We start from the raw sequence: 22,098 nt of genomic DNA, 5'->3' as shown, positions 1-22,098 counted from the left end.
TTAGCGGTGCTTCCTTGCATTCGGCAGGATTAGCGTGAAGACGCTGCCGGCCGCAATCGTGGCATAATACGTCAATACCCGCCAGACGAAGATGGCCGTGATGATCGTGCCGGCGTCGAAGAACATGCCGTAGATCAAGTAAAATCCCCCTTCGGCTCCGCCCGCGGCGCCGGGCAGCGGGATAATGGCCATGAAGTTGACGAGGAAAATTTGAGCGCAAATCAGCGTCCATGGATCGGCGGAATGATAACCGAAGCTTCTGTAGATGCAGTAGGGAATGCTGAAGAAAGCGGCGTATTGCAGCAGCGTGAACAGCGATGCGTACGCGCACATCTTGACATGCTTCGTGATGAAGGACGCGTTCTCGTGGAAATGCGCCAATTCGATCTCGATCTTGCATAAGACGGCTTCCGTGTTTTTGACGAGTCTCGCCCGGTGCAAGGCATGCAGGATCGATGTTAACAGCCGTTTCGTCAGTTTGCCGTTAATGGAGAACAAGATGGCAAACGCCATGATCAGTACGTGAATGGCAAGCCCCAGCAAGCAGAGGTACGGGAAGTAGTCCACCCTGGCATTGAAATAGCCGAATTGAAATAAAACCGCCGCGACCAGGATCACGATGTTGATCGACTGATGGAGGATGAATTTGATCATCAAGATGGAACCGGCGATGCCGGCGGGAATGCCGTTTTCCGTCATGGCATAGAGCTGCGCGGGGTTGCTGCCGGCGGAGAAAGGCGATACGGCGCCGAAAAACAGGCCGATCATTTCAAATTTGACGGCTTTCATTAGCAATTTCTTGATCGCGTACAGCTTCCGGGCGATCGTGTACAAGACAAGCATCTCGAAGAACCAAAACAGGAGCACCAGCGCGGCCGCCGCTAAAATCCAGGCGATATCGAGGGTATAGAGCTCCGCGATCAAGGATCTCAGGCCCTTCGTGAAGAGGAAGAACGACATGAAAATCACGAAGGTCGCGACGACGACCACGAAGTTGAACAGTTTATTCCTCATTTGGCGGTACTCCCGTCGGTGCGCGTTGTTTTAGGGGGAAATGCCCTCGTAGAATTGCTTCCATAAGGCCAAGACGTGGCGTTCGGAATAGAAGGCATGGCATTGCCGGGCGTTATCGCGCCACTTGCCGTATTCTTCTCCCTTCGGCTGCATCGCGGCGATGATTCGGACGAACTCCTCGACGCTGTCGCCTTTCAGGTAGTAATCGAACAGGATATTGCGGTACAGATCCAGATCTCTTAGGAGCACGGGGACCGGCAGGGCGATCGCCTCGAGAATGGACATCGGAAACAGTTCGTTATAGGAAGGCAGAAACATGATATCGCAGACGTTATAGACGTCGTTCATCTCGTCTCGCGGTATGATGCCGATGAACGTCACGTTCTCGGGCGGGTGGTCGACGATCTTTTTGAGCTCTTTATAGCCCTCGGTGATGGAGCCGAACGAGAAGCCGCCGGCCCAGATAAACTGAACGCGCGGGAGCCGCCTGGCCGCCTCGACAAAGTCCACTATGCCCTTCCGGGTTTGAATTTGGCCAACGCCGAGGACAACGAACTTGTCCGGCGGAATCGCGTATTTTTGCTTGATCGCCAGGATCTTCTCCTCGGGATGGCGATAGAAACGCTCCTCGGAAACCACGTTCGGGATGTAGGTGATTTTCTTGTCGTCGATGCCGTAGGTTTTGAGCGCGCCGATAAAGTAGGGGTTCACGACGACGATGCGGTCGACGGACCGATAGAACCGAAGCATGTAGGCGTAAAATATCTTTTTGACGAAGGGGGGCAATTTCAAGCTTTCCTCGATCGTCTCGGGCACGAAATGAACGTACGCGACCGTAGTGCCCTTGAGCTTGGCGAAGGGGATGCTCACGAAGAATTTCAGATCGATCGTGTGATAGTGATTGATGTCGCCCGGAATCAACCGGTTCAGGCTCACTTTATACTTGTCGTGCAGGCCTCGCTCTACCAATTGGACTTGTTCGATATAAGCCGACAACACGCCTTGCGCCTTAACCTTGTGAGCCGATGAAAGCATATTGATCCTGCGCATACGGTCCTCCCGAATGTAGAATTGCCGATTTTTACTAGGTTCATCCGCGTCTAGGGTTGAAGCGAGGCAGGAGGCAGCGTGCGCAGCGGGAGGCGGCAGTCCCACAGCCATGTTACACCAAAACCCGCCTTTCCCCAAACGCAAGCGGAGAAAAACATCTTACGTCATCATTTTTGGCCGATTTTCGCGGGTTTATAGCATTCGCTTATGAATGCTATAAGATCCTCTGTCTTGTTACTCTTATCGTTGCATGTTACCTTTAATGGAGCAATGTCAATAAATGATATCCGAATGATCGGGATAATTCTCATGTCAAGCGAGCGAGGTGCGTAGGAATCATGCTGCAAGTAACGAATAGTCCGTTTCAACAGGATCAGGCGGATCTGCTTAACCGCTTGTTGCCCACGCTGACGGAAGGGCAAAAAATCTGGCTGAGCGGTTACCTGGCGGCGCATATGGCCGCGGGAGCCCCGGCGGGCGCGGCCGTTCCGGCCGCAAGCGTGCCGGCCGCAAGCGTGCCGGCCGCAAGCGCGCCGGAGACCGCCAAGGAAGCGACCGTGCTGTTCGGATCGCAGACCGGCAACGGCCAGAAGCTGGCGAAGAAATTGGCCGGCAGGCTGACGGATCAAGGCGTCCGGGTCACGCTCTCGTCGATGATCGATTTTAAGCCGAATACGCTGAAAAAGGTTCAAAATTTGCTCATTCTCGTGAGCACGCACGGAGAAGGGGATCCGCCGGACAACGCGATTTCATTCTATGAATTCCTATATAGCAAGCGGGCGCCGCAATTGGAGGGCATGCCGTTCTCGGTGCTGGCGTTAGGCGACACGTCCTACGAGTTTTTCTGCAAGACGGGCAAGGACTTCGACGAGCGTCTGGCGGAGCTCGGCGGCAAGCGGCTCGCGCCGCGCGTCGACTGCGACGTGGATTACGAGGATGCGGCGGAAAGCTGGATGGCAAGCGTGCTCGCGTCCCTCGGTCAGGCCGCGGCCTTGGCGCCGGTAGCCGTGACGGCCGCCGTTCCGGCGGGGCCGTCCTCGGACTATTCCAGATCCCATCCTTTTCAAGCCGCCGTGCTGGAAAATTTGAATTTGAACGGACGCGGTTCGGATCGCGAGACGCGCCATCTGGAGCTCTCGCTGGAGGATTCCGGTATTCGCTACGAGCCGGGCGACAGCCTGGGCGTCTATCCGCAGAATCATCCGCGGCTCGTCGACGAGCTGATCGCGGCGATGGGCTGGCAGGCGGATGAGCTTGTCGCGCTGCCCAAGAGCACGGAGCAATGTCCGCTGCGCGAGGCGCTGACCAGCCACTACGAGATCACGGTGCTGACGAAGCCGCTGATCGAGCAATTGGCGGCGCTGGTCCCGGGCAACGGGCTCGGCGAGCTGCTGGCCGCCGGCCGCGAGCAAGAGCTGCGGGCGTATATCAAGGATCGGGATCTGCTCGATCTGGCGCAGGATTACGAATGGCAGGGCGTCTCGGCGAATGCGTTCGTGGTGCTGCTGCGCAAAATACCGGCAAGACTGTATTCGATCGCGAGCAGCCCCGCGGCATACCCGGACGAAGTGCATCTCACGATCCGCAAGGTGGATTACGAGGCGCTGGGCAGAGTCCGCTACGGCGTCTGCTCGACCTATGTGTCGGAGCGTCTCGAGCCCGGACAGACCCTGCCGGTCTTCGTCCAAGAGAATCCGAATTTCAAGCTGCCGTCCGATCCGGGCACGCCGATCGTCATGATCGGGCCGGGCACGGGCGTCGCGCCGTTCCGCGCGTTCCTCGGCGAACGGGAAGAGCTGGGCGCGGAAGGCAAGTCGTGGCTGTTCTACGGCGATCAGCATTTCTCGTCGGATTTCCTCTATCAGGTCGAGTGGCAGCGCTGGCTGAAAGACGGCGTATTGACGCAGATGGACGTCGCGTTCTCGCGCGACACGGCCGAGAAGGTCTATGTGCAGCACCGGATGATGGAGAAAAGCAAGGAGCTGTACCAATGGCTGGAGGAAGGCGCCGCCGTCTACGTCTGCGGAGACGAGAAGAAGATGGCGCATGACGTGCAGGCCGCGTTGCTGACGATCCTGCAGCGGGAAGGCGGCCTGAGCGAAGCGGATGCGACGGCGTACCTGGCGAAGATGCAGCAGGAGAAGCGGTATCAGCGGGACGTCTATTGATTCCCGAGGCAAAATGAGAGCAAGGAGGCAGAAGCATGTCCGACAATAACCTATTATCGCCCAATAGCGCGCCGCACAGCGACGTGGAGGATATTAAGCAACGAAGCGATTATTTGCGGGGAACGCTGGAGGAATCGCTGAAGGACCGGATTACCGGCTCGATCTCCGAGGACGACAACCGGCTGATGAAGTTCCACGGCAGCTACATGCAGGACGACCGCGACGTGCGCAACGAACGGAGCAAGCAGAAGCTCGAGCCGGCGTATCAGTTCATGGTGCGGGTGCGGGCGGCCGGGGGCGTCGTGTCGCCGGAGCAATGGCTCATGATGGACCGGATCGCGCAGCGTCATGCCAACGGCACGATCCGCTTGACGACGCGGCAGTCTTTCCAGCTGCACGGGGTCATCAAGTGGAACATGAAGACCGTGATCCAGGAAGTCAACGAGGAGCTGCTGAGCACGCTCGCCGCTTGCGGCGACGTGAACCGCAACGTCATGTGCAACCCGAATCCGTACCAGTCGGAAGTGCACGAGCAGGTCAACGAATGGGCGCAGAAGGTGAGCCTTCACCTCGAGCCGCATACCCGGGCTTACCACGAGATCTGGCTGGACGAAGAGAAAGTGGCGGACAGCAGGGACGGGGAAGAGCAGGAGCCGATCTACGGCGCCGTCTATCTGCCCCGCAAATTCAAGATCGGCATCGCGGTGCCGCCCGCCAATGAAGTCGACGTCTTCTCGCAGGATCTGGGCTTTATCGCGATCCACGAGGAAGGCCGTCTGCTGGGCTTCAACGTCGCGGTCGGCGGCGGCATGGGCATGACGCACGGCGATTCGAAGACGTATCCGCAAGTCGCGCGGACGATCGGCTTCATCACGCCGGAACAGATCGTCGACGTGGCCGAGAAGACGGTCACGATCCAACGGGATTACGGCGACCGCGCGGTACGGAAGCATGCCCGGTTCAAGTACACGATCGACGACCGCGGCATCGAGTGGTTCATCGAGGAACTGCAGCAGCGGCTGGGCTGGAAGCTGCAGGAGACCCGTTCCTATCATTTCGAGCATAACGGCGACCGTTACGGCTGGGTGAAGGGAAGCAACAACAAATGGCATTACACGCTGTTCATCCAGAACGGGCGCGTGAAGGACGAGGAGGGCTACCTGCTCATGTCCGGGCTGCGCGAGATCGCCAAGGCGCACACCGGCGATTTCCGCCTCACGCCGAACCAGAACCTGATCATCGGCGGCGTAACCGCCCAGAAGAAGAAAAAAATCGCGCAGCTGATCGAGACGTATCGCTTGACCGACGGCGCCGCGTACTCCGCGTTGCGGAGAAATTCCATGGCCTGCGTCGCCTTCCCGACCTGCGGCCTCGCAATGGCGGAGTCCGAGCGCTATCTGCCGACGCTGATCGACAAGCTGGACGCGATTCTCGATGAAGCGGGCCTGCGCGACGACGAGATCGTCATCCGCATGACCGGCTGCCCGAACGGATGCGCCCGTCCGGCGCTGGCGGAAATCTCGTTCATCGGCAAGGCGCCGGGCAAGTACAACCTGTACCTCGGCGGCGGCTTCGCCGGCCAGCGGCTGAACAAGCTGTACCGCGAGAACATCGGCGAGGACGAGATTCTCGGCGAGCTGGGGCCGATCCTGAACCGTTACGCGAGGGAGCGGGAGGACGGCGAGCATTTCGGCGACTTCTGCATCCGTGCCGGCTATGTGAAGGAAGTGCGCTCGGGGCTTGATTTTCACGACTGATCGTCATCTATAGCACGAGGCATCCGTAAGGTTGTCTTTAGTGAAGAGGGGCTGACTTAGCCCCTCTTTTTGACGTTTTCTTGGCCGCCCGCGCGCAGCCCACTAGGTCCCGCCATCCAAACCGCAGGTTAAAAACTCCTCATCTTCCTCTCAAATCCGGTTCGCGCTGCGAATCTATGTACTATCTCAAGCTAGGCTTATGGAAGCGTCATGATGGCCGAACGCGGTACGCTATGCAGCCATCGGGGTACGCTCCGTGGCGAGAAGGGGGACGAACGGATGTCCAGCGGACAAGCAAACGAGGGAACGCGCAGTTTTACCCTGTCGGACGAAGTGTTTCATCAGCCGGGATTAGATATTTGCTCGCAGATGGTCTATATTATTTTGAAATGCTTTGCCACGGAATCGAATTTTCCGAAGGTATCGGATATCGCCAAGCTGGGCCGCATGGATGACAAGCAGACGGTGAAAGCCTTGCAAACCCTCGTCGAGCTGAAGATCCTGCCGCTGAAGCTGTTTCGGCGGATGGTCGGCGTGTTTCAGGACGACCGCCTCTCCTGGTCGGCGAAAGGACTGCTCATGTTCTGCAAGGAGAACCCGCGGACCGAATTGCCGAACCTGCTGGAGCTGGCAAGCCAATCGGGCGAGAATGAACAAAATATACGCGCGTCGCTGCAAGAGCTGAGCCAATACGGGTACCTCGACGAATATCCGGAATGGCTGGAGCTGGCGAACCGCGGCGAATCTTGAATTCGCGAGAGGCATCCGCACCGCCGGGTGCCTTTTCGCATATTGCCGAAGCCGCGTGCCACGAAGCAACAAATTCCGACGGCGGCGACGGCGGAGAGCAAGCGCGATTTGGTACCATCAGCGGGTTGTTTAATAGCACCCCGTATGGCAAGGTATTACCAAGTCTTAGTTTACGTGGCATATAAAAGGAGGAGACCCTCATGAACTACCATTTCTTCGTAGGCAACGATAACGGAAACAGCGAGCATGACCTGATCATCGACGGAAAGTTGATTCGGCAGCCCAATGTCAATTGCACGGTGGACGAGCTGCCGTGGAGCGAAGAGCAAGCGCCCGAGAGCTTCATCAAGAGCCTGCAGGAACAGCTGGTCGTGACCGTCGATTCGCCGGCCGCCCGCCCGGGCATGTATTACGTCGGCGCGTTCGCGCTCGAAAGCGGCGAGATCCTGGATAATTTGCAGATCGGCATCGATTTGAAAAGCGACATGGATCTGCCCATCGTGAACACGCTGGCCCAAATCGCGGCGGTCGCCGTGCAGAAGGCGTACGAGGAAGAGAAGACGATCCCGGTTCACATCGACGTGGAAGTGGATATGGCCACGGCGCTGCCGGTGACCCAGCATACCGACGAAACGTCGGCCAAGTTCGAAAAGCGCTTCACGTCCGGCACCCACCATGTTACCGTGCACCTCGGCATCCACCGCGTTGCGGTGAAGATCGCGTTTCCGTTCGCGAAGGTGGTGCCGGAGGCGACGCCCGTCATCTTCACGCTGCAGAAGGATGCCGACGGCAACTGGCGCGAAGGAGAGATCTTCAAGGAGTTCGCGGAAACCTACGACATCGACAAGAAATTCAACGGCAGCTACTTCAAAGACAAGCGCATTCTCCACGTGGATATCGGCGACGGCTCGACCGAGTATCCGGTCACGGAAGGGAATAAGTTTCTGCGCCAATTCGTGTACGGCAGCCACCATGGCATCGGATATGCCATCGAGGAAGCGCTGGACGAGTTCAACCGGCTCATACATCTGCCGGACAGCCCGCGGCAGTTCTTCAGCGACGTCGTGAAGAATCCCAAGCACAAATACTACGCCCGCGCCATCAAGACGCTGAAGAGACCGCTGGAAAGCCAGGTCAGGCAAATCGTGCAAAACGTCAAACGGCAGCTCACCAAAACCCGCAACGAGATCGACCTGATCTGCGTTTACGGGGGAGGCAGCATTCTGATGCGTCCGATCCTGTACAAGCAGCTGGAGGAGCTCTGCGTCGAACGGGAATTGAAGCTGCTGTACATTCCGGGCGACTTCGCGGTCGAGATGAACGCCATGGGATTGGATGCCTTCGTCCGCGGGAAGATCTACGAGGCGTTGAAGAACAAAGCGGTGCAGCCCGCCTGAGCGGCGGCGCCCGGTGACGAATGAAGGGATAGCGGAAGGTGACGCGCGTGAAGAAGACGAAGCAGCCCGGCGAGAACATCAGCCTGAAAACCAAAAAGACGGAAGATCCCGCGGTGATGGAGTGGATCAACGCGCAGTCGAATCTGATGGATTCGCTGCGGTACCTGATCGAGAACGAGGTGCAGCGCAACGGGGTGCGCAATTTGCAGACCTGCATACCGATGGAGCGGCCGGCGCTGACCGATCCCGGATCGCGGGCGAATGCGGAGGCCGCGACCTCCGGGACGCTGGAGCTGCAGCGGGTAAGGGAAGAAGTATCCGCGGGCTTGTCCGTTGCGGCGGAAGAACCCGAACGCCGGCAGGCGGACGAACAGCCGTCCGCGGCTGGCAAACGCGCCGAAGCGCAGCCGCCCGAGGAAGAAGAGATCGACGAGGACGACATCGATTCGTGGCTGTGACCGGTACGCGGGCTTAGCGCAACGAGCCTGAGAGTGGATGTGTGCGATGGCGTCGCATGGCGAAGTAATGCCGGGTCATATAAAGTAATACCAAGTATTTCGAAATGCAAGGTATTACCGGGTATGACGAAGTGAGGTATACTATTACTTAGCAATACTTCGCATGGCTTGGCGTTACCGGATCCGCGCTCTGCGGATAACCGCTGGAAGAAACGACGATAAGCGCGTTAACAAGTTATAACGATAATAAGCTGGAAGCCGCTCTCATCGGAGTGGCTTCTGTTGTATAGACAAGCGGGATAAGGTGAGGACGATGAAACGGAAAACCAATACCATCGGCTTGTTCGCTCACGTGGACGCGGGCAAAACCACGTTCGCCGAGCAGCTGCTGTACCATACGCGCAGCATACGGGAGCGGGGCAGGGTCGATCATAAGGACGCCTACCTCGACAGCCATGACATCGAGAAGGCCAGAGGCATCACCGTGTTCGCGGACCAAGCGGTCATGTCGTACGAAGGCGCGGCCTATTATTTGATCGACACGCCCGGACATGTCGATTTCTCGCCGGAGATGGAGCGGGCCATTCAGGTCATGGACTACGCGATTGTTGTCGTCAGCGCGGTGGAAGGCGTGCAGGGCCATACGGAAACGGTGTGGGAGCTGCTACGCAAGCACCGCGTTCCGACATTTTTCTTCATCAACAAGACCGATCGGGTCGGCGCGGAAGTAGACAGGGTCTTCGGCGAAATTCGCCTGCATCTGACAACGGATGCGTGCATGCTGACCGGGAACTTCGCGAACGGCGAGGTCGGAGAAGCCTTGCTCGAAAGCATGGCGGAGCGGGATGAGCGTTTATTGGACGCGTTTCTTGCCGGCACGGAGGACGGGATATTCTGGCTGCAGGCACTGCGGGAGAAGATTCGCGGACACGAGCTGTTTCCTTGCGCGTACGGCTCCGCTTTGCAGGATATCGGCGTCATTGAATTTCTGGACCAGCTGCACCGGTTAACGGCGGCGGAATACGACGAAGAGGGGACCTTTGGAGGCCGGGTTTACAAGATCCGGCACGACGCCAATGGCGTGCGGCTCACCTTCATCAAGGCGCTGCGCGGCACGCTGAAGATTCGCGACGAACTGTCCTATGACGGCAGGGAGGGGCCGCTGCACGAGAAAGTGACGCGGCTGCTCATCTTCAACGGGAGCAAGTCGCATGCGGTCGACCAGGTGTCGGCGGGCGATCTGTTCGCCGTGACCGGGCTTTCCGGCGCCGAAGCCGGACAAGGCTTGGGCGGCTTCGCCGATAAACGCGCCTACGACTTGTTGCCGACGCTGACGTCGAAGGTGATCTTCGATGATTCCCTGCATGCGAAGGACGTGCTGAGGGCTTTCCGGATCCTGAACGCGGAGGACCCGTCCTTGAACGTAATCTGGGAGGAAAGCCTGCAGGAAATTCACATCCACGTCATGGGCCTCATTCAGCTCGAGGTGCTGGAGCAGCTCGCGAAGGAACGCTTCCAGCTGGACGTCTCCTTCGGCAGCCCGGAAATTCTGTATCGGGAAACGATCGCCTCCGCCGTGAACGGGTACGGCCATTTCGAGCCGCTGAAGCATTATGCGGAGGTGCACCTGCGGCTGGAACCAGGGGAGCGGGGCAGCGGCCTCGCGTTCGAGAACAAGTGCCATGCGAACGATCTGAGCGTGGGCAACCAAAACTTGATCCAGACCCATCTCTTCGAGCGGGATCACCACGGCTTGTTGACGGGCATGCCGGTGACCGACATCCGGATCACGCTGCTCACGGGCGCCGCGCACAACGAGCACACGCACGGCGGCGATTTTCGCGAGGCTGCCTTCCGGGCGCTCAGGCAGGGCTTGGAGAAAGCGGACAACGTGCTGCTCGAGCCGTATTACGCGTTCAAGATCAAGGTGGAAGCGGATCATCTCGGCAAGGTGCTCTCCGACATTCAGCGCGCATCCGGGCAGTTCGATCCGCCGCAAACCACGGATGCCCATGCCGTCGTGACGGGCAGGGTCCCGGTCGCGACCTTCATGGGGTACAGCACGGAGCTGGCTTCGTTCACGCATGGCCGGGGCAGCATGCAATTGGTCTTCGGCGGGTACGACGCCTGCCATAACGCACAAGCGGTCATCGAGCGGAAAGGCTACCGCAAGGACGCGGACCCGCTGTACAGCTCCTCCTCGATCTTCTGCGCGAAGGGGCACGGCTACACGGTGACCTGGGACGAAGCGGAGGCGAAAATGCATTTGTTATAGCGGCGCATGGCCGGAGGGGCGGAGCCCGAACATGCGGTTATAAAGACGTGCGCGCGTGAGGTGACCGCCGTTATCGTGCAGACCGAATGCTGGACGCATTTAGCGCAATCACGCACGCCCGAAGAGGCGCGAGAATGTCTGTATGCGGACAGGATTCGCGTGTATAATGAACCACGACAAGATTTCATTCCTAATGCGAGGGCTGCCATGAAACCATTATTCGGCAAGGACGCCGCACTACCCGCCCGGAAAACGATCGTGTTTCTGGGCGACAGCATCACCGAGGACGGCACGTACATCGCGCTGATCGACGCGTATTTTCGGCTGCACGCCCCGGAGAGCGACCTGACGCTGATCAATCTCGGCGTCAGCAGCGAGACCGCCTCGGGACTCAGCGAGGCGGAGCACGGCTTCTTCCGTCCCTGCGTGCACGATCGGCTGGAGCGGGCGCTCGCGGAGACGAAGCCCGATTGGGTCGTCGTCTGCTACGGCATGAACGACGGCATCTATCATCCGCTGTCGGAGGCGCGTTTCACGGCTTACCGCGGCGGCATGCTGCGGCTGCTGGAGCAGATTCGCTCGGCCGGAGCCAAGGCGATCGTCATGACGCCGCCTCCGTTCGACCCGCCGTCGCTGGACGGGGCAGCGGACCGCCTGCTGCCGGCGGGCGAGCCGGATTACAGCTACCTGCGGCCTTACGAGGCGTATGACGAGGTGTTGGCGCGCTATGCGGAATGGGTGCTGACGCTCGGCGAGAGCCCTGCCGAAACCGCGGGCGGCGGAGAGGTTGCCGGTCACGCTCCGTCAACCTCGGCAACCCCGGCGATTCCGGCGACCTCCGCGACTCCTGCTACCTCCATAACGCCGACGATCACGGCGATGTCCTCGACCCCGACGGCCGATGCGGTCGTCTCGATCCATGGCCCGATGCTGGCCCAAATCGCGGAGGCGCGGAAGGCAGATCCGGCTTATGCGTCGGGAGACGGCATCCACCCGTTCGCGCCGGGGCATTGGATCATCGCCAAGGCATTGCTGCGCGAATTGTTCAACGTGACGCTGGAGCGGGCGCCCGCTTATTTGCCGGAAAGATCGGCGGAATCCGTGGAGGAGACGGAGGAAGCATCTGCGGGTTCCCGCTACTTCTCGCTCATCTGGCAGCGGCACCGCCTGATGAGCGCGGCCTGGAAGGAGCATGTCGGCCATACGAACCCGAACGGCACGGCGGGCGCGCTTCCGCTGGCCGAGGCTTCGGAGCGGGCGGCTGCGCTGGAAGCGCGCATTCGCGAGCTCGCCTCGGATCCGGCGCTCCGACAGGCTTGGCGCGTCTCGGACTGGCGGGGCAGCGAGCGGACGGACTTCATGCTGGAAGGAAGAGAGGGCTTCGTCGTTCTGCCGAAGGTTCCGGCGGAAGGCCGGCCGTGGATCTGGCGGACGGAATTTTTCGGCGCCTTCGCCCAAGCGGACGACGCGCTGCTCGAGCGGGGATGGGCCATTGCGTATTTCCGGTTAAGCGATATGTACGGCTGTCCGGGGGCGGTTGCGCGCATGCACGCGTTTCGCCGCTTCGTGACCGCGAGGCTTGGGCTCTCGGCGAGGCCGGCGCTATTCGGCTTCAGCCGGGGCGGGCTTTATGCCTTCAATTATGCCGCGACGTACCCGGATGAGGTGGCGGCGCTGTATCTGGATGCGCCGGTCCTCGATATCCGCAGCTGGCCGGGCGGCAAGGGAGCGGGCGCCCGCTCGCCCCGCGAATGGGAAGATTGCAAGGCCGTATATGGCCTGTCGGAAGATCAGGCGGACGTAGCAGATGCGTCGCCGCTCGATCGGATCGCCCCCGTGGCCGCAGCGGGCGTGCCGATCCTCGTTGTCGCCGGCGATGCGGATGCCGCCGTCCCGATCGCGGAGAACGCCGCGGTCCTGGCGGAGCGTTACCGCGCCCTCGGCGGGCAGCTGGAGCTGATCGTCAAGCCCGGCGGCGGGCATCACCCGCACAGCTTGGCCGATCCGGCGCCGATCGTCGCGTTCATAGAGGCACACCGTTAGCCGCCGGCGTATTCGGTCGAACTCGATAGCCTAGCAAAAGAAAATCTCCCTCTGCAGCGCTTCGGCCCCGAATGGGCGCCCATGCGCGTGCGAAGGGAGATTTTTCGGTTATCGGCTATCGCAAGGCTTGCTTTATAATGACTTGGCCGCAGCGGGCTTCCGGTCCAGCATGAAGCAGATCGCGCCTACGACGAGCGCCAAGCCCACTAGTACGGCGCCCACCCAAGGGAGAGCCGTCAAGGACAGATGCGTGATCACCGAGCCCCCGATGAAGGCGCCCGTCGCATTGCCCAGGTTCCCGGCCGAGTGGCTCGTGGTCGAGGCGAGGGCGGGGGCCGATTTGGCCAAGCTCATGATCCGCACCTGCATGCCCGGGAAGACGGCGAAGGAAGCGGCGCCCCACAGAAAGATCGTCGCGACGGCGGCGACTTGATTGTGGACGGTAAAGGTAAACAACGCGAGAATGACGCAGATGAGCAGATAAAGGCCGAGAATCGTGGGCATGAGCTTCCAGTCCGCGAGCTTGCCGCCGATGACGTTGCCGAGGGTCACGCCGCAGCCGAACAGGACGAGAATCCAAGTGACGCTATGCTCGGCAAATCCGGTCACTTCCACGAGCAGCGGGGTAATATACGTGAAGATGGCGAACAGGCCGGCGTTGCCCAGCACGGCAATGACCAGGAACAGCTGGAGCCGCGGATTGGCGAGCGCGGCAACCTGCTGCAGGATGCCGGCGGATTTCTCCTGCTTCAGCTTCGGAATGAAGAGCAGGATGCCGACCAGCGTGATGACGCCCATCAGCGCGATCGCGGCGAACGAAGCCCGCCAGCCCATGTGCTGGCCGATGAAGGTGCCGAGCGGCACGCCGATGATATTCGCGATCGTCAGGCCGGCCATCATCATGGAGACGGCCCCGGCGCGTTTGTCGGGCGGGACGAGGCTCGAGGCGATGACGGCCCCGACGCCGAAGAACGTGCCGTGCGTCAGCGCGGTCAGCATGCGGGCGCCCATCAGGACGGCGTAGTTCGGCGCGATGACGGAGATGGCATTGCCGAGAATGAAGAGTCCCATCAGGAAGCCGAGCAGCTGCTTTTGCGGGATGCGGTGGGTCAGCATCGTCAAGATCGGCGCGCCTACCGCGACGCCGAGCGCATACATCGTTATGAGCTGGCCAGCGGCCGAGATGCTGACGTTCAGATCCTCGGCGACGTTCGGAAGAATGCCCATGATGACGAATTCGGTCATGCCGATCGCGAACGCCCCGACGGTCAGCGAGAGCAGCGGGAGAGAGGACGGTTTCTTGACGGCCGCCTTCGTGCCGGCGGCGTGTGATAAATTCATGATGTTCGGTTCACCTTTCAACGATATGTCATGAAGCTTGAAGCGATCTGTTTCGAACCGGTCGCGTACAGCCATCTCTCTATTTTGTTGGTTTCTGTGCTAGGAAGCAAGATTTTTCGACAAAAGTTCTTGGAATCTTAATAGACTGGCGTTGCCTGCGCAACGAAGCCAGGGCTTTCAGGATGTTTCTGAAAGCCCCTTTTCGCGTAGTCGAACAGGCTGCCGTGAACGGACGAAAAAGCGATTGACAAGCGAGGGGACGCCATTTATAGTTAATACGTATTGATATTGATAATCATTCTCGTCAATAATCAATTCGAATCAAGCCCTACATACAAGGAGAGTCGAACATGAAGAAGTTTCTCATTCCTATCGTTCTGATGCTGGCGCTTGTCGTCAGCGCATGCGGAAATAATGCCGCGAATACCGGCAACGGAGCCGCTGAACCGTCCGGAAACGCGGCCAACGGCAGCGCGCCTGCCGCCAACGAGCCAACCGCCGACGAGCCGGCGGACGACGCCAACGCCAATGCCTCCGCCGGCGACGCGGCAACCGCAACCGGCACGATCACGTACCAATCGGAAACCGGCCCCGTCGAAGTGCCGGCGAACCCGAAGCGGATCGTCGGCCTGACGAACGCGCCCAATGTCATCTCGCTTGGCGGCACGCTCGTCGGCGTAGACGAATGGACGAACAAGAACCCGCTGTTCACCGAGAAGCTGAAGGGCGTCGAGGTCGTATCGGAAGAGGATCTGGAGAAGATCATCGAGCTGGAGCCGGACTTGATCATTGCCGGAACCGGGGTGAAAAACCTCGATAAACTCAAGGAAATCGCGCCGACCGTCGTGTACACGTGGGGCAAGCTGGATTATTTGGCGCAGCAGCTGGAGATCGGCAAGCTCCTGAACAAAGAGCAGGAAGCGCAGACGTGGGTCGACGATTTCAAGCGGCGCGCGGAAGCGGCAGGCAAGGAGATCAAGGCGATGATCGGCGAGAATGCCACGGTATCCGTTTTCGAGACGGATGCCAAGGACTTCTACGTCTTCGGCAACAATTGGGCGCGCGGCACGGAATTGCTGTACCAGGCGATGGGCCTCGCCATGCCGGAGAAAGTGAAGCAGGATGCGCTCGGACCGGGCTATTACACGCTGTCGCCTGAGGTCCTCTCTCAGTATGCCGGCGATTATATCGTCCTCAGCAGAAGCTCGGCCGGCGATAACGCGATGATGAAAACCGCGACGTGGAAGGACATTCCCGCCGTCAAGAACAAGCACGTGATCGAGATCGATACCGAAGCGACCACCTACAGCGATCCGACGACGCTGGAGTATCTGCTGAAGATCTTCGAGGAAGGGTTTCTAGGCAAGCAATAGAAGAGCGAACGGAAGAGCCTGCGCGCGATGCGGAGGCTCTTTTTCGCGGGGAAATGTCGAATATTGTAACCGGGACGGAACGAACAATGATATGCTAGACACAAAGAAGATACCAGAATCAGGCGGGTGTTAAGGTGGAAACGGGAGTTCGCACGACGGAGTTGGCGCAGGAATACGGTTTGCCGGACGGGCTGTACGGAAGGGATCGCGAGGTCGCGCGCATCGGAGAGGCGTTTCATTGGACCACGCTCGGATCGACGCAGATGATCTGCGTGTCGGGGCCTTCGGGCATCGGGAAAACGATGCTCATCCAAGAAGCGACCCGGAGGATCGCCCTTGGACAAGCGTACTTGATCACCGGCAAATTCGAGCCTTTGCAGCAGGATACCCCGATGTCTCCGCTCATTGCCGCTTTCCGCGAGCTGGCGGAGCAATTGTTGAACGAAGACAAGCAAAGCCTGGACCGGTGGCGGGAGGCCATCGCGCAGGCGCTCGGCTCCAATGCTGGCGTCATTACGGACGTCATTCCCGAGATGGAGCGGATCATCGGCAAGCAGGCGGCGGTCGAGCAGCTGTCCTTGGAGGAGTCCATGGAACGGTTCCAATTCGTGTTCCGCCGGTTCATTCAGCTGTTCTGTCATCAGAAGCATCCGCTCGTGCTGTTCATGGACGATCTGCAGTGGGCGGACGGGGCATCGTGGCGCATGATCCGCTCGTTCATGACGGATCCGCAGAGCCAAAGCCTGCTGCTGATCGGCGCGTTCCGCGACCGGGTCCATGCGCCGACCGGACGGATCGAAGAAGAGCTGGAGGCGATCGCCTCCTCCGGCGTCGCGGTGCAGTCGCTGGCGCTGCAGCCGCTCACGCCCGCGGACTTGCGGCGGATCGTGGGGGACACGCTGCGGGCGAGCGACGACATCGCCGACGAGATCGCGCATGCGCTGTTCCTGAAGTCGGACGGGAACCCGTTCCTGTTCCGACGCTGGCTGCAGCGGAGCCTGGAGGAACGGACGCTTCGCTACGACGAGCGCCAGGACCGGTGGGTTTGGAATTGGCAGGAGGCCAATCCGTCCGGAGGCGCCGGGCAGGCCGACCTGCTGCTCCATTACATGACCGACAGTATCAACCGTCTGCCGCAGGATACGCGCCAAGCGCTGCTCGAGGCGTCCTGCCTGGGCGGCGAAAGTCCGCTGAAGCAGCTTTCCGCCTGGCGCCGGGAGACGCCGCGGCAGACGCTGGAGGTGCTGCGGCCGGCGATCGAGCGGCAGCTCATCCTCCATGCGGCATTCGGAACCGAAGCACCGGCCGGGGACAAATCCGAGGCCGGCCGGATCCGGTTCGTACACGACCGGCTGCAAGAGGCGGCGTACGCGCTGCTCGATCCGTCCGAGAGCGAGCGCGTGCATTGGCATGCCGGCAAGTACTGGCTGACGCATCCCGATCCGCTCGCCCGCGAACGGCATCTGTTCGACGCCGCGGGGCACTTGAACAAAGGGAGCCGGCTGGCGCTGCTGCCCGCCGACCGGGAATACCTGGTCCAAGCGAACGCCGGAGCGGGGAGAAAAGCGAAGTCCGCGACCGCCTACGAAGCCGCGGCGGTCTACTTCCGCGCGGCGGCCGCCCACATCGCCGAGGAGCATTGGACGCGCAGCTTCGACGGCTGCTTCGACATGTTCGTCGATTTGCTGGAATGCGAGTATATGATCGGCTGGCAGCCCGCGGCCGAAGAGACGTTCCGCGCGCTGCTGAGCCGCGCCCGCAACGCTTACGAGCGAATGCGGGTGCAGCAGATCGAGATCAACCGACTGCTGCACACGGAACGAATGGCCGAAGGCATCGCGCTCGGCCTCGGATGCCTGCGGGATCTGGGCATCCGGGTTTCCGCCGAATCCGGCAAGGCCAAGCAGCTTACCGAGCTGTACGTCACGAAGGAGCAACTGCGCCGCAAAGTCGGCGGGCTGGGAAGGGCGACGGAAGCGGCGGATCCCGTCGTGACCCTCGCCCTGCAGGTGCTGACGCAGCTCTCCGGCGCGGCGTTCATCTGCAACAGGCCGTTGTTCCGCGCGCTGACGTACAAATGCGTCCGGCTTGCCCTGCGCTACGGGAATTTCCCGCATGCCGCGGCGGCTTTCGGCAGCTTCGGCGGGGTGATCAACCAAGCCTTCGGAGATCTGCGGCTGGCGCGGACCTCGCTGAAGGAAGGCATGAAGATCGCCGCCGCCTACAACCAGCCCTCCATTCTGTGCCGGGCGCATCTGACGATGGGCGTCATGTTCTTCATCATGGAGGACGAGGATCGGGACCTGGAGGCGAGCTTTCAGAAATCGATCGACTTCGGCTTGGAAGCCGGCGATCTGTTCTTTACGGGCCATTCGATCGTCATGCTGCTCGTCAATTTGCATCTGACGGGCAAGCTGGCGCGGCTGGAGGCCACCCTGCCGGAATACAAGAAGCTCCTGTCCGATACGCAAAACCATTACCTGCTGCCGTTCGTCGCGATCTTGAGCCGCTGGGTACAGGCGTTGAAGGGCAAGGCGCCGGATACGGAGCCGCGCGTCGACGATCGCGAGCTGCTGCGCCAAATCGCCGGTTCGGGCATGGAATCGAACCTCCTGTACCAGTACGGCCTATGCCTGCTTCAGGAGGGCTTCGACTTCGGCGACCGCGAGCTGGCGCTGCGCGGCGCGGCTGTCGCCCGCAAGCATGCGCAGGATGCCACGCATTACCTGCACCGGTCCGAATACGAGCTGTATCACGGTTTGGCGCTGCTGTCCCAGTCGACGCCCCTCCAATCAGGAGATTTGCGCGCGGCCGAGGACTGTTTAGCGAGCCTTCGGCGATCGGCCGGCAAGTGCTCCGCGCATATCCGCCACAAGGCGCTGCTGCTGGAGGCCGAATTCGCCCGCGTGCGCGGCAAGCATGACCGGGCGGGGCATCTGTACGACGCGGCCGTCCGAGAAGCGAAGCGCGGCGGTTATGTTGCCCATGCCGCGATGGCCTGCGAATGCGCAGGCCGGTTCTATATCGCGCAAGCGAGGGAAATGACGGCGAGAGGCTACCTGATCGAGGCGTACGCGCTTTACCGGGACTGGGGCGCGACCCGCAAGGCCGAGCAGGTCAAAGCGCTGTACGCGGATCATTACAAGGGGTTGGACGGACGGCAAGCCGCGGAAGCGGAGGCGGGCATGCTGTCCGTCGCGGCGGCCGCGCCGGACAGCGGCGCCTCGCCGGCCGCGCCGGACCTGTCGGTCGTGCAGCAGGCGTTCCAATCGATCGCCGTGGAGTCCGACCAGCGGCGGCTGATCGAGCACCTGGTGCGGACGGTCATGAAGGAGGCGGGCGCGCAGCGCGGCTGCTTCGTCATGGAGCAGGGAAAGCGGCTGCTCGTCGAAGTGTCGGTCGACGGCCGCGGCGGCATGCAGCGCGGCCGAATCCCGCTGGAGCGGTACGACGAGGTCTGCTTGCCGGCGGTCCGGTACACGGCGAACACGGGCGAGATGGTGCTGCTGGACAATGCGGCAGCCGCAGGCCGGTTCGCGCGCGACCCGTACGTGATGAGCTGCCGGATCCGCTCGATGCTGTGCCTGCCGCTGCGGTTCCAGAATCAGCTGACGGCGGTGCTGTATCTGGAGCATAACCAGCAGGCCGGCGCGTTCGCGGCCGATCGGCTGGACATGCTGCGCATGCTGGCCACGCAGGCGGTGTTCCTGCTCAAGCTGTTTCCGCCGGAGGAAGCGCAGGCGGCCGCGGAGTCCGTGCCGCAGGACGGCGGGCCGAACGAGGAGCAAGCCGCGCAGGCGGATCGCGAGCCGGGCCTGCCGATGGATCCGCTGACGAACCGGGAGCTGGAGATTCTCCAGCTCATGTCGCTCGGATTGTCCAATCAAGAGATCGCGCTGCGGCTGCATATCGCCATCGGGACGGTGAAGCAGCATACCAATCGGATCTTCAGCAAGATGAACGTCAACCGGCGCGCCAAGGCCGTGCTCGAAGCCAAACGGATGAAGCTGCTGGTCGATTCCGAGTAAGCGCGGCTGCAAGTATAACTTGCGTAGCTGCTATAACTGCACGATCTAAAAATGAACTTCCATAACTGCACGAACTTCCACATCTGCACGATTTATAACCTTCGCATCTATAACTTTCGCTTGCGAGGGCAAGCCGACAAAGCCGCGAGTAGTGTCCATCTAGGACATTATTCGCGGTTTTTTGCGCATTTTCGAGCCGAATCTTTAAAAATATACCTTAAGTTATACGACAAAAGGCGCGGATGCGCGGTAAGCTTTGTGGCACCAAGACATGTAACGAGTTAAAGGAGACACCGACCGATGAGAACAAAAGCGACGATGATCGCGGCCGCCTTGATCCTATTCCTTACCGTTTTCCTCACCGCCTGCTCGAGCACGGGCGGCATGCCGCAGGAACGGGAACGCACGCTGGGCAAACAGTCCGGCGATATCCTCGTGGGCGTGGCATGGCCGTTCGCGGACCGCAATGAAGGATTCCGGGAGGGGCTGGAGCTCGCTTTGGAAGAGATCAATCAGACAGGCGTGCTGGGCAGCAAGATCCGGCTCCTGGAGAAGGATGACCATTCTTCCGTCACCGACGGCCTGACGATCGCGCAAGCTTTCGCGAACGATCCGAAGCTGACGGCGGTGATCGGCCATCGCAGTTCGGTCGTGACCGTGCCGGCCGCCCAGGTGTACGACCATGCCGGCTTGCCGTTGATCGCGCCTTCCTCCACGGCGCCGAGCCTTACGTCCGCCGGGCTCGACCGCGTGTTCCGGACGATTCCGAACGATACGCAGATCGGCACGACCATGGCGGAATACGCCCACTCCAAGAAGTACGACAACGTGGCGATTTTCTATACGAACGACGAATACGGGCGCGGCTTGGCCAATTCGTTCGAGGACGGGGCCAAAGCGATGGGGATGCAGACCATCGACCGGGTGTCCGACTACAAGGATTTGAACGACCTGCGGCGGATCGCGGACAAATGGAAGCTGCTCGGCTGCGACGCGATCTTCGTGGCGGAGGTCATGCCGGACGGCGCCTCGCTCATCGCGGATCTGCGGAAAGCGGGCCTCGACGTGCCCGTGATCGGCGGGGACGGGCTGGATTCGGCGGCGCTCGCGGATACGGCCGGCGCGGCGGCGGAGGGCGCGGTCGTCGCCTCGATCTTCAATCCTTCGGCGGCCAACGACACGGTGCAGCAATTCGTGCAGCATTATAAAGCCAAGTACGGCGAAGATCCGGGCAAGCTGGCGGCGCAGGGCTACGACGCGCTCAAATTGCTGGCGTACGCGCTGGACAAGGCCGGCTCGCGCGAGCCGTCGAAGCTGACGCAGGCGCTGCAGGAGACGAGCGCCTGGCAGGGCGCTTCGGGGCTCCATTCCTTCGACGAGAACGGGGACGTGCGGGACATGCCGATTATTTTGAAGCAGGTCGCGGGCGGCAAGTTCGAATATCTCAATTAAAGGAGCGCAATCGGATGAAAAACGACGTTTTTCGCAAGGTCTCCGTGGAACGATTGTCCTCGCCGGAACAACTCGACACGCTGATGAAGGTAACTTCCCCGAAAGGCTGGCTCGCGCTCGTCGCGCTCGGCGTGCTGCTCGCGTCGGCGATCGCATGGGGCTTCGGCGGCACGATGAGCACGAAGATCGGCTCGCAGGGCGTATTGATCCGTCCGGGCGGCCTGCAAAATATTTTCTCCGAGGCGAGCGGGACGCTGACCGACGTTCGCGTGGTCGAGAACGACTACGTGAACAAGGGCGACGTCGTGGCCCGAATCGAGCAGCCGGCTTTGCTGAGCCAGCTCGGCCAGCTGGAGCAAGCGCTGCAAGCGGCGGAGGCGGGCTATAAACAGAAGCCGACCGCTGCGCTGTCCGCGCAGATCGAAGGATTCAAGTCGGCCATCGGCGGTGCCCGATCCGATTATGCGAACGCGACCCGGATCGTCAGCCCCTATACCGGGCGCGTGCTGGAGGTGCGTTCCAAACTAGGCGCGACGATCGGCGCGGGCATGCCCTTGCTGACGATCGAGTCGGGCGATAAGCAGGCGAAGGCGCTGCAGGCGGTGTTGTATCTCTCGCTGCAGGAAGGGAAGACGATATTGCCGGGCATGCAGGCGGAGATCGCACCGAGCTCCGTCAACCGGGAGGAGTTCGGCTTCATCCGGGGCCGCGTGACCTCCGTCTCCGAGTTTCCGGTGACCGCGCAGGCGATGCTCTTGACGCTCGGCAACGAGGCCTTGGTGGGCGAATTGTCGGGCAGAGCCGCGGCGTTGTTGGAGGTGCGGATCGAGCCGATCCTGGATCCCCGGACGGTCAGCGGGTACAAATGGTCCACCGGAGAAGGGCCGCCGGTCGAGATCGACAGCGGCACGCTGATGTCCGCTTCCATCATCGTGAAGCAGCAGAAGCCGATCACGTCCGTTATTCCGCAGATCAAGTGAAAATGGAGCTGA

At 60.9% G+C, this 22,098-nt stretch carries 14 protein-coding genes; 11 read left to right on the top strand and 3 right to left on the bottom strand.

The genetic code is table 11. From position 1 onward, the window contains the following. Both AC50YL_RS30510 and AC50YL_RS30505 read right to left on the bottom strand, forming a co-directional pair. A complete protein-coding gene (locus AC50YL_RS30510; protein ID WP_494837006.1) occupies positions 1–1,014 on the bottom strand; it encodes a lysylphosphatidylglycerol synthase transmembrane domain-containing protein in 1,014 nt (337 codons plus the stop codon). Between the two features lie 30 nt (positions 1,015–1,044). Beyond that, positions 1,045–2,064, bottom strand: coding sequence for a glycosyltransferase family 4 protein (locus AC50YL_RS30505; RefSeq protein ID WP_494837004.1), 1,020 nt, complete (start codon positions 2,062–2,064; stop codon positions 1,045–1,047). A gap of 335 nt (positions 2,065–2,399) precedes the next feature. Here AC50YL_RS30505 and AC50YL_RS30500 point away from each other — a divergent pair, with 335 nt between their 5' ends. From AC50YL_RS30500 to AC50YL_RS30470, 7 genes are all read left to right on the top strand, one after another. Continuing rightward, positions 2,400–4,232 (top strand): assimilatory sulfite reductase (NADPH) flavoprotein subunit, encoded by a 1,833-nt coding sequence (locus AC50YL_RS30500; protein WP_494837157.1) that lies wholly within the window; start codon positions 2,400–2,402, stop codon positions 4,230–4,232. A gap of 35 nt (positions 4,233–4,267) precedes the next feature. Further along, the gene (cysI, locus tag AC50YL_RS30495) at positions 4,268–5,989 is read left to right on the top strand and encodes an assimilatory sulfite reductase (NADPH) hemoprotein subunit (protein WP_494837002.1); all 1,722 of its coding nucleotides are present in this window, start codon (positions 4,268–4,270) and stop codon (positions 5,987–5,989) included. 279 nt (positions 5,990–6,268) lie between these two features. Then, on the top strand, positions 6,269–6,739 hold the full coding sequence (locus AC50YL_RS30490) for a hypothetical protein (RefSeq protein ID WP_494837000.1): 471 nt from the start codon (positions 6,269–6,271) through the stop codon (positions 6,737–6,739). A 200-nt stretch (positions 6,740–6,939) separates the two neighbouring features. Next, positions 6,940–8,136 (top strand): ParM/StbA family protein, encoded by a 1,197-nt coding sequence (locus AC50YL_RS30485; protein WP_494836998.1) that lies wholly within the window; start codon positions 6,940–6,942, stop codon positions 8,134–8,136. 47 nt (positions 8,137–8,183) lie between these two features. Continuing rightward, positions 8,184–8,594, top strand: a complete 411-nt coding sequence (locus AC50YL_RS30480) for a hypothetical protein (RefSeq protein WP_494836996.1) — start codon at positions 8,184–8,186, stop codon at positions 8,592–8,594. Between the two features lie 313 nt (positions 8,595–8,907). Next, entirely contained in the window at positions 8,908–10,869 is a 1,962-nt protein-coding gene (locus AC50YL_RS30475) for a GTP-binding protein (protein WP_494836994.1), read from the top strand. Positions 10,870–11,076: 207 nt separating this feature from the next. Further along, entirely contained in the window at positions 11,077–12,912 is a 1,836-nt protein-coding gene (locus AC50YL_RS30470) for a GDSL-type esterase/lipase family protein (RefSeq protein ID WP_494836991.1), read from the top strand. A gap of 132 nt (positions 12,913–13,044) precedes the next feature. On the opposite strand, the gene AC50YL_RS30465 is transcribed toward AC50YL_RS30470, so the two are convergent. After that, entirely contained in the window at positions 13,045–14,253 is a 1,209-nt protein-coding gene (locus AC50YL_RS30465) for an MFS transporter (RefSeq protein WP_494836989.1), read from the bottom strand. Positions 14,254–14,603: 350 nt separating this feature from the next. Between AC50YL_RS30465 and AC50YL_RS30460 the strand changes: the two genes are divergently transcribed. From AC50YL_RS30460 to AC50YL_RS30445, 4 genes are all read left to right on the top strand, one after another. Further along, on the top strand, positions 14,604–15,626 hold the full coding sequence (locus AC50YL_RS30460; RefSeq protein WP_494836987.1) for an iron-hydroxamate ABC transporter substrate-binding protein: 1,023 nt from the start codon (positions 14,604–14,606) through the stop codon (positions 15,624–15,626). Positions 15,627–15,760: 134 nt separating this feature from the next. Beyond that, positions 15,761–19,654, top strand: coding sequence for an AAA family ATPase (locus AC50YL_RS30455; RefSeq protein ID WP_494836985.1), 3,894 nt, complete (start codon positions 15,761–15,763; stop codon positions 19,652–19,654). 300 nt (positions 19,655–19,954) lie between these two features. Beyond that, positions 19,955–21,106 (top strand): ABC transporter substrate-binding protein, encoded by a 1,152-nt coding sequence (locus AC50YL_RS30450; protein WP_494836983.1) that lies wholly within the window; start codon positions 19,955–19,957, stop codon positions 21,104–21,106. Between the two features lie 14 nt (positions 21,107–21,120). Then, entirely contained in the window at positions 21,121–22,086 is a 966-nt protein-coding gene (locus AC50YL_RS30445; RefSeq protein WP_494836981.1) for an NHLP bacteriocin system secretion protein, read from the top strand. The last annotated feature ends 12 nt before the right edge of the window (positions 22,087–22,098 follow it).

This window comes from Paenibacillus sp. J22P277 (assembly GCF_059383675.1).
Note: the sequence above shows the minus strand (reverse complement) of the source record. Positions and strands in the feature narration are given on the sequence as shown.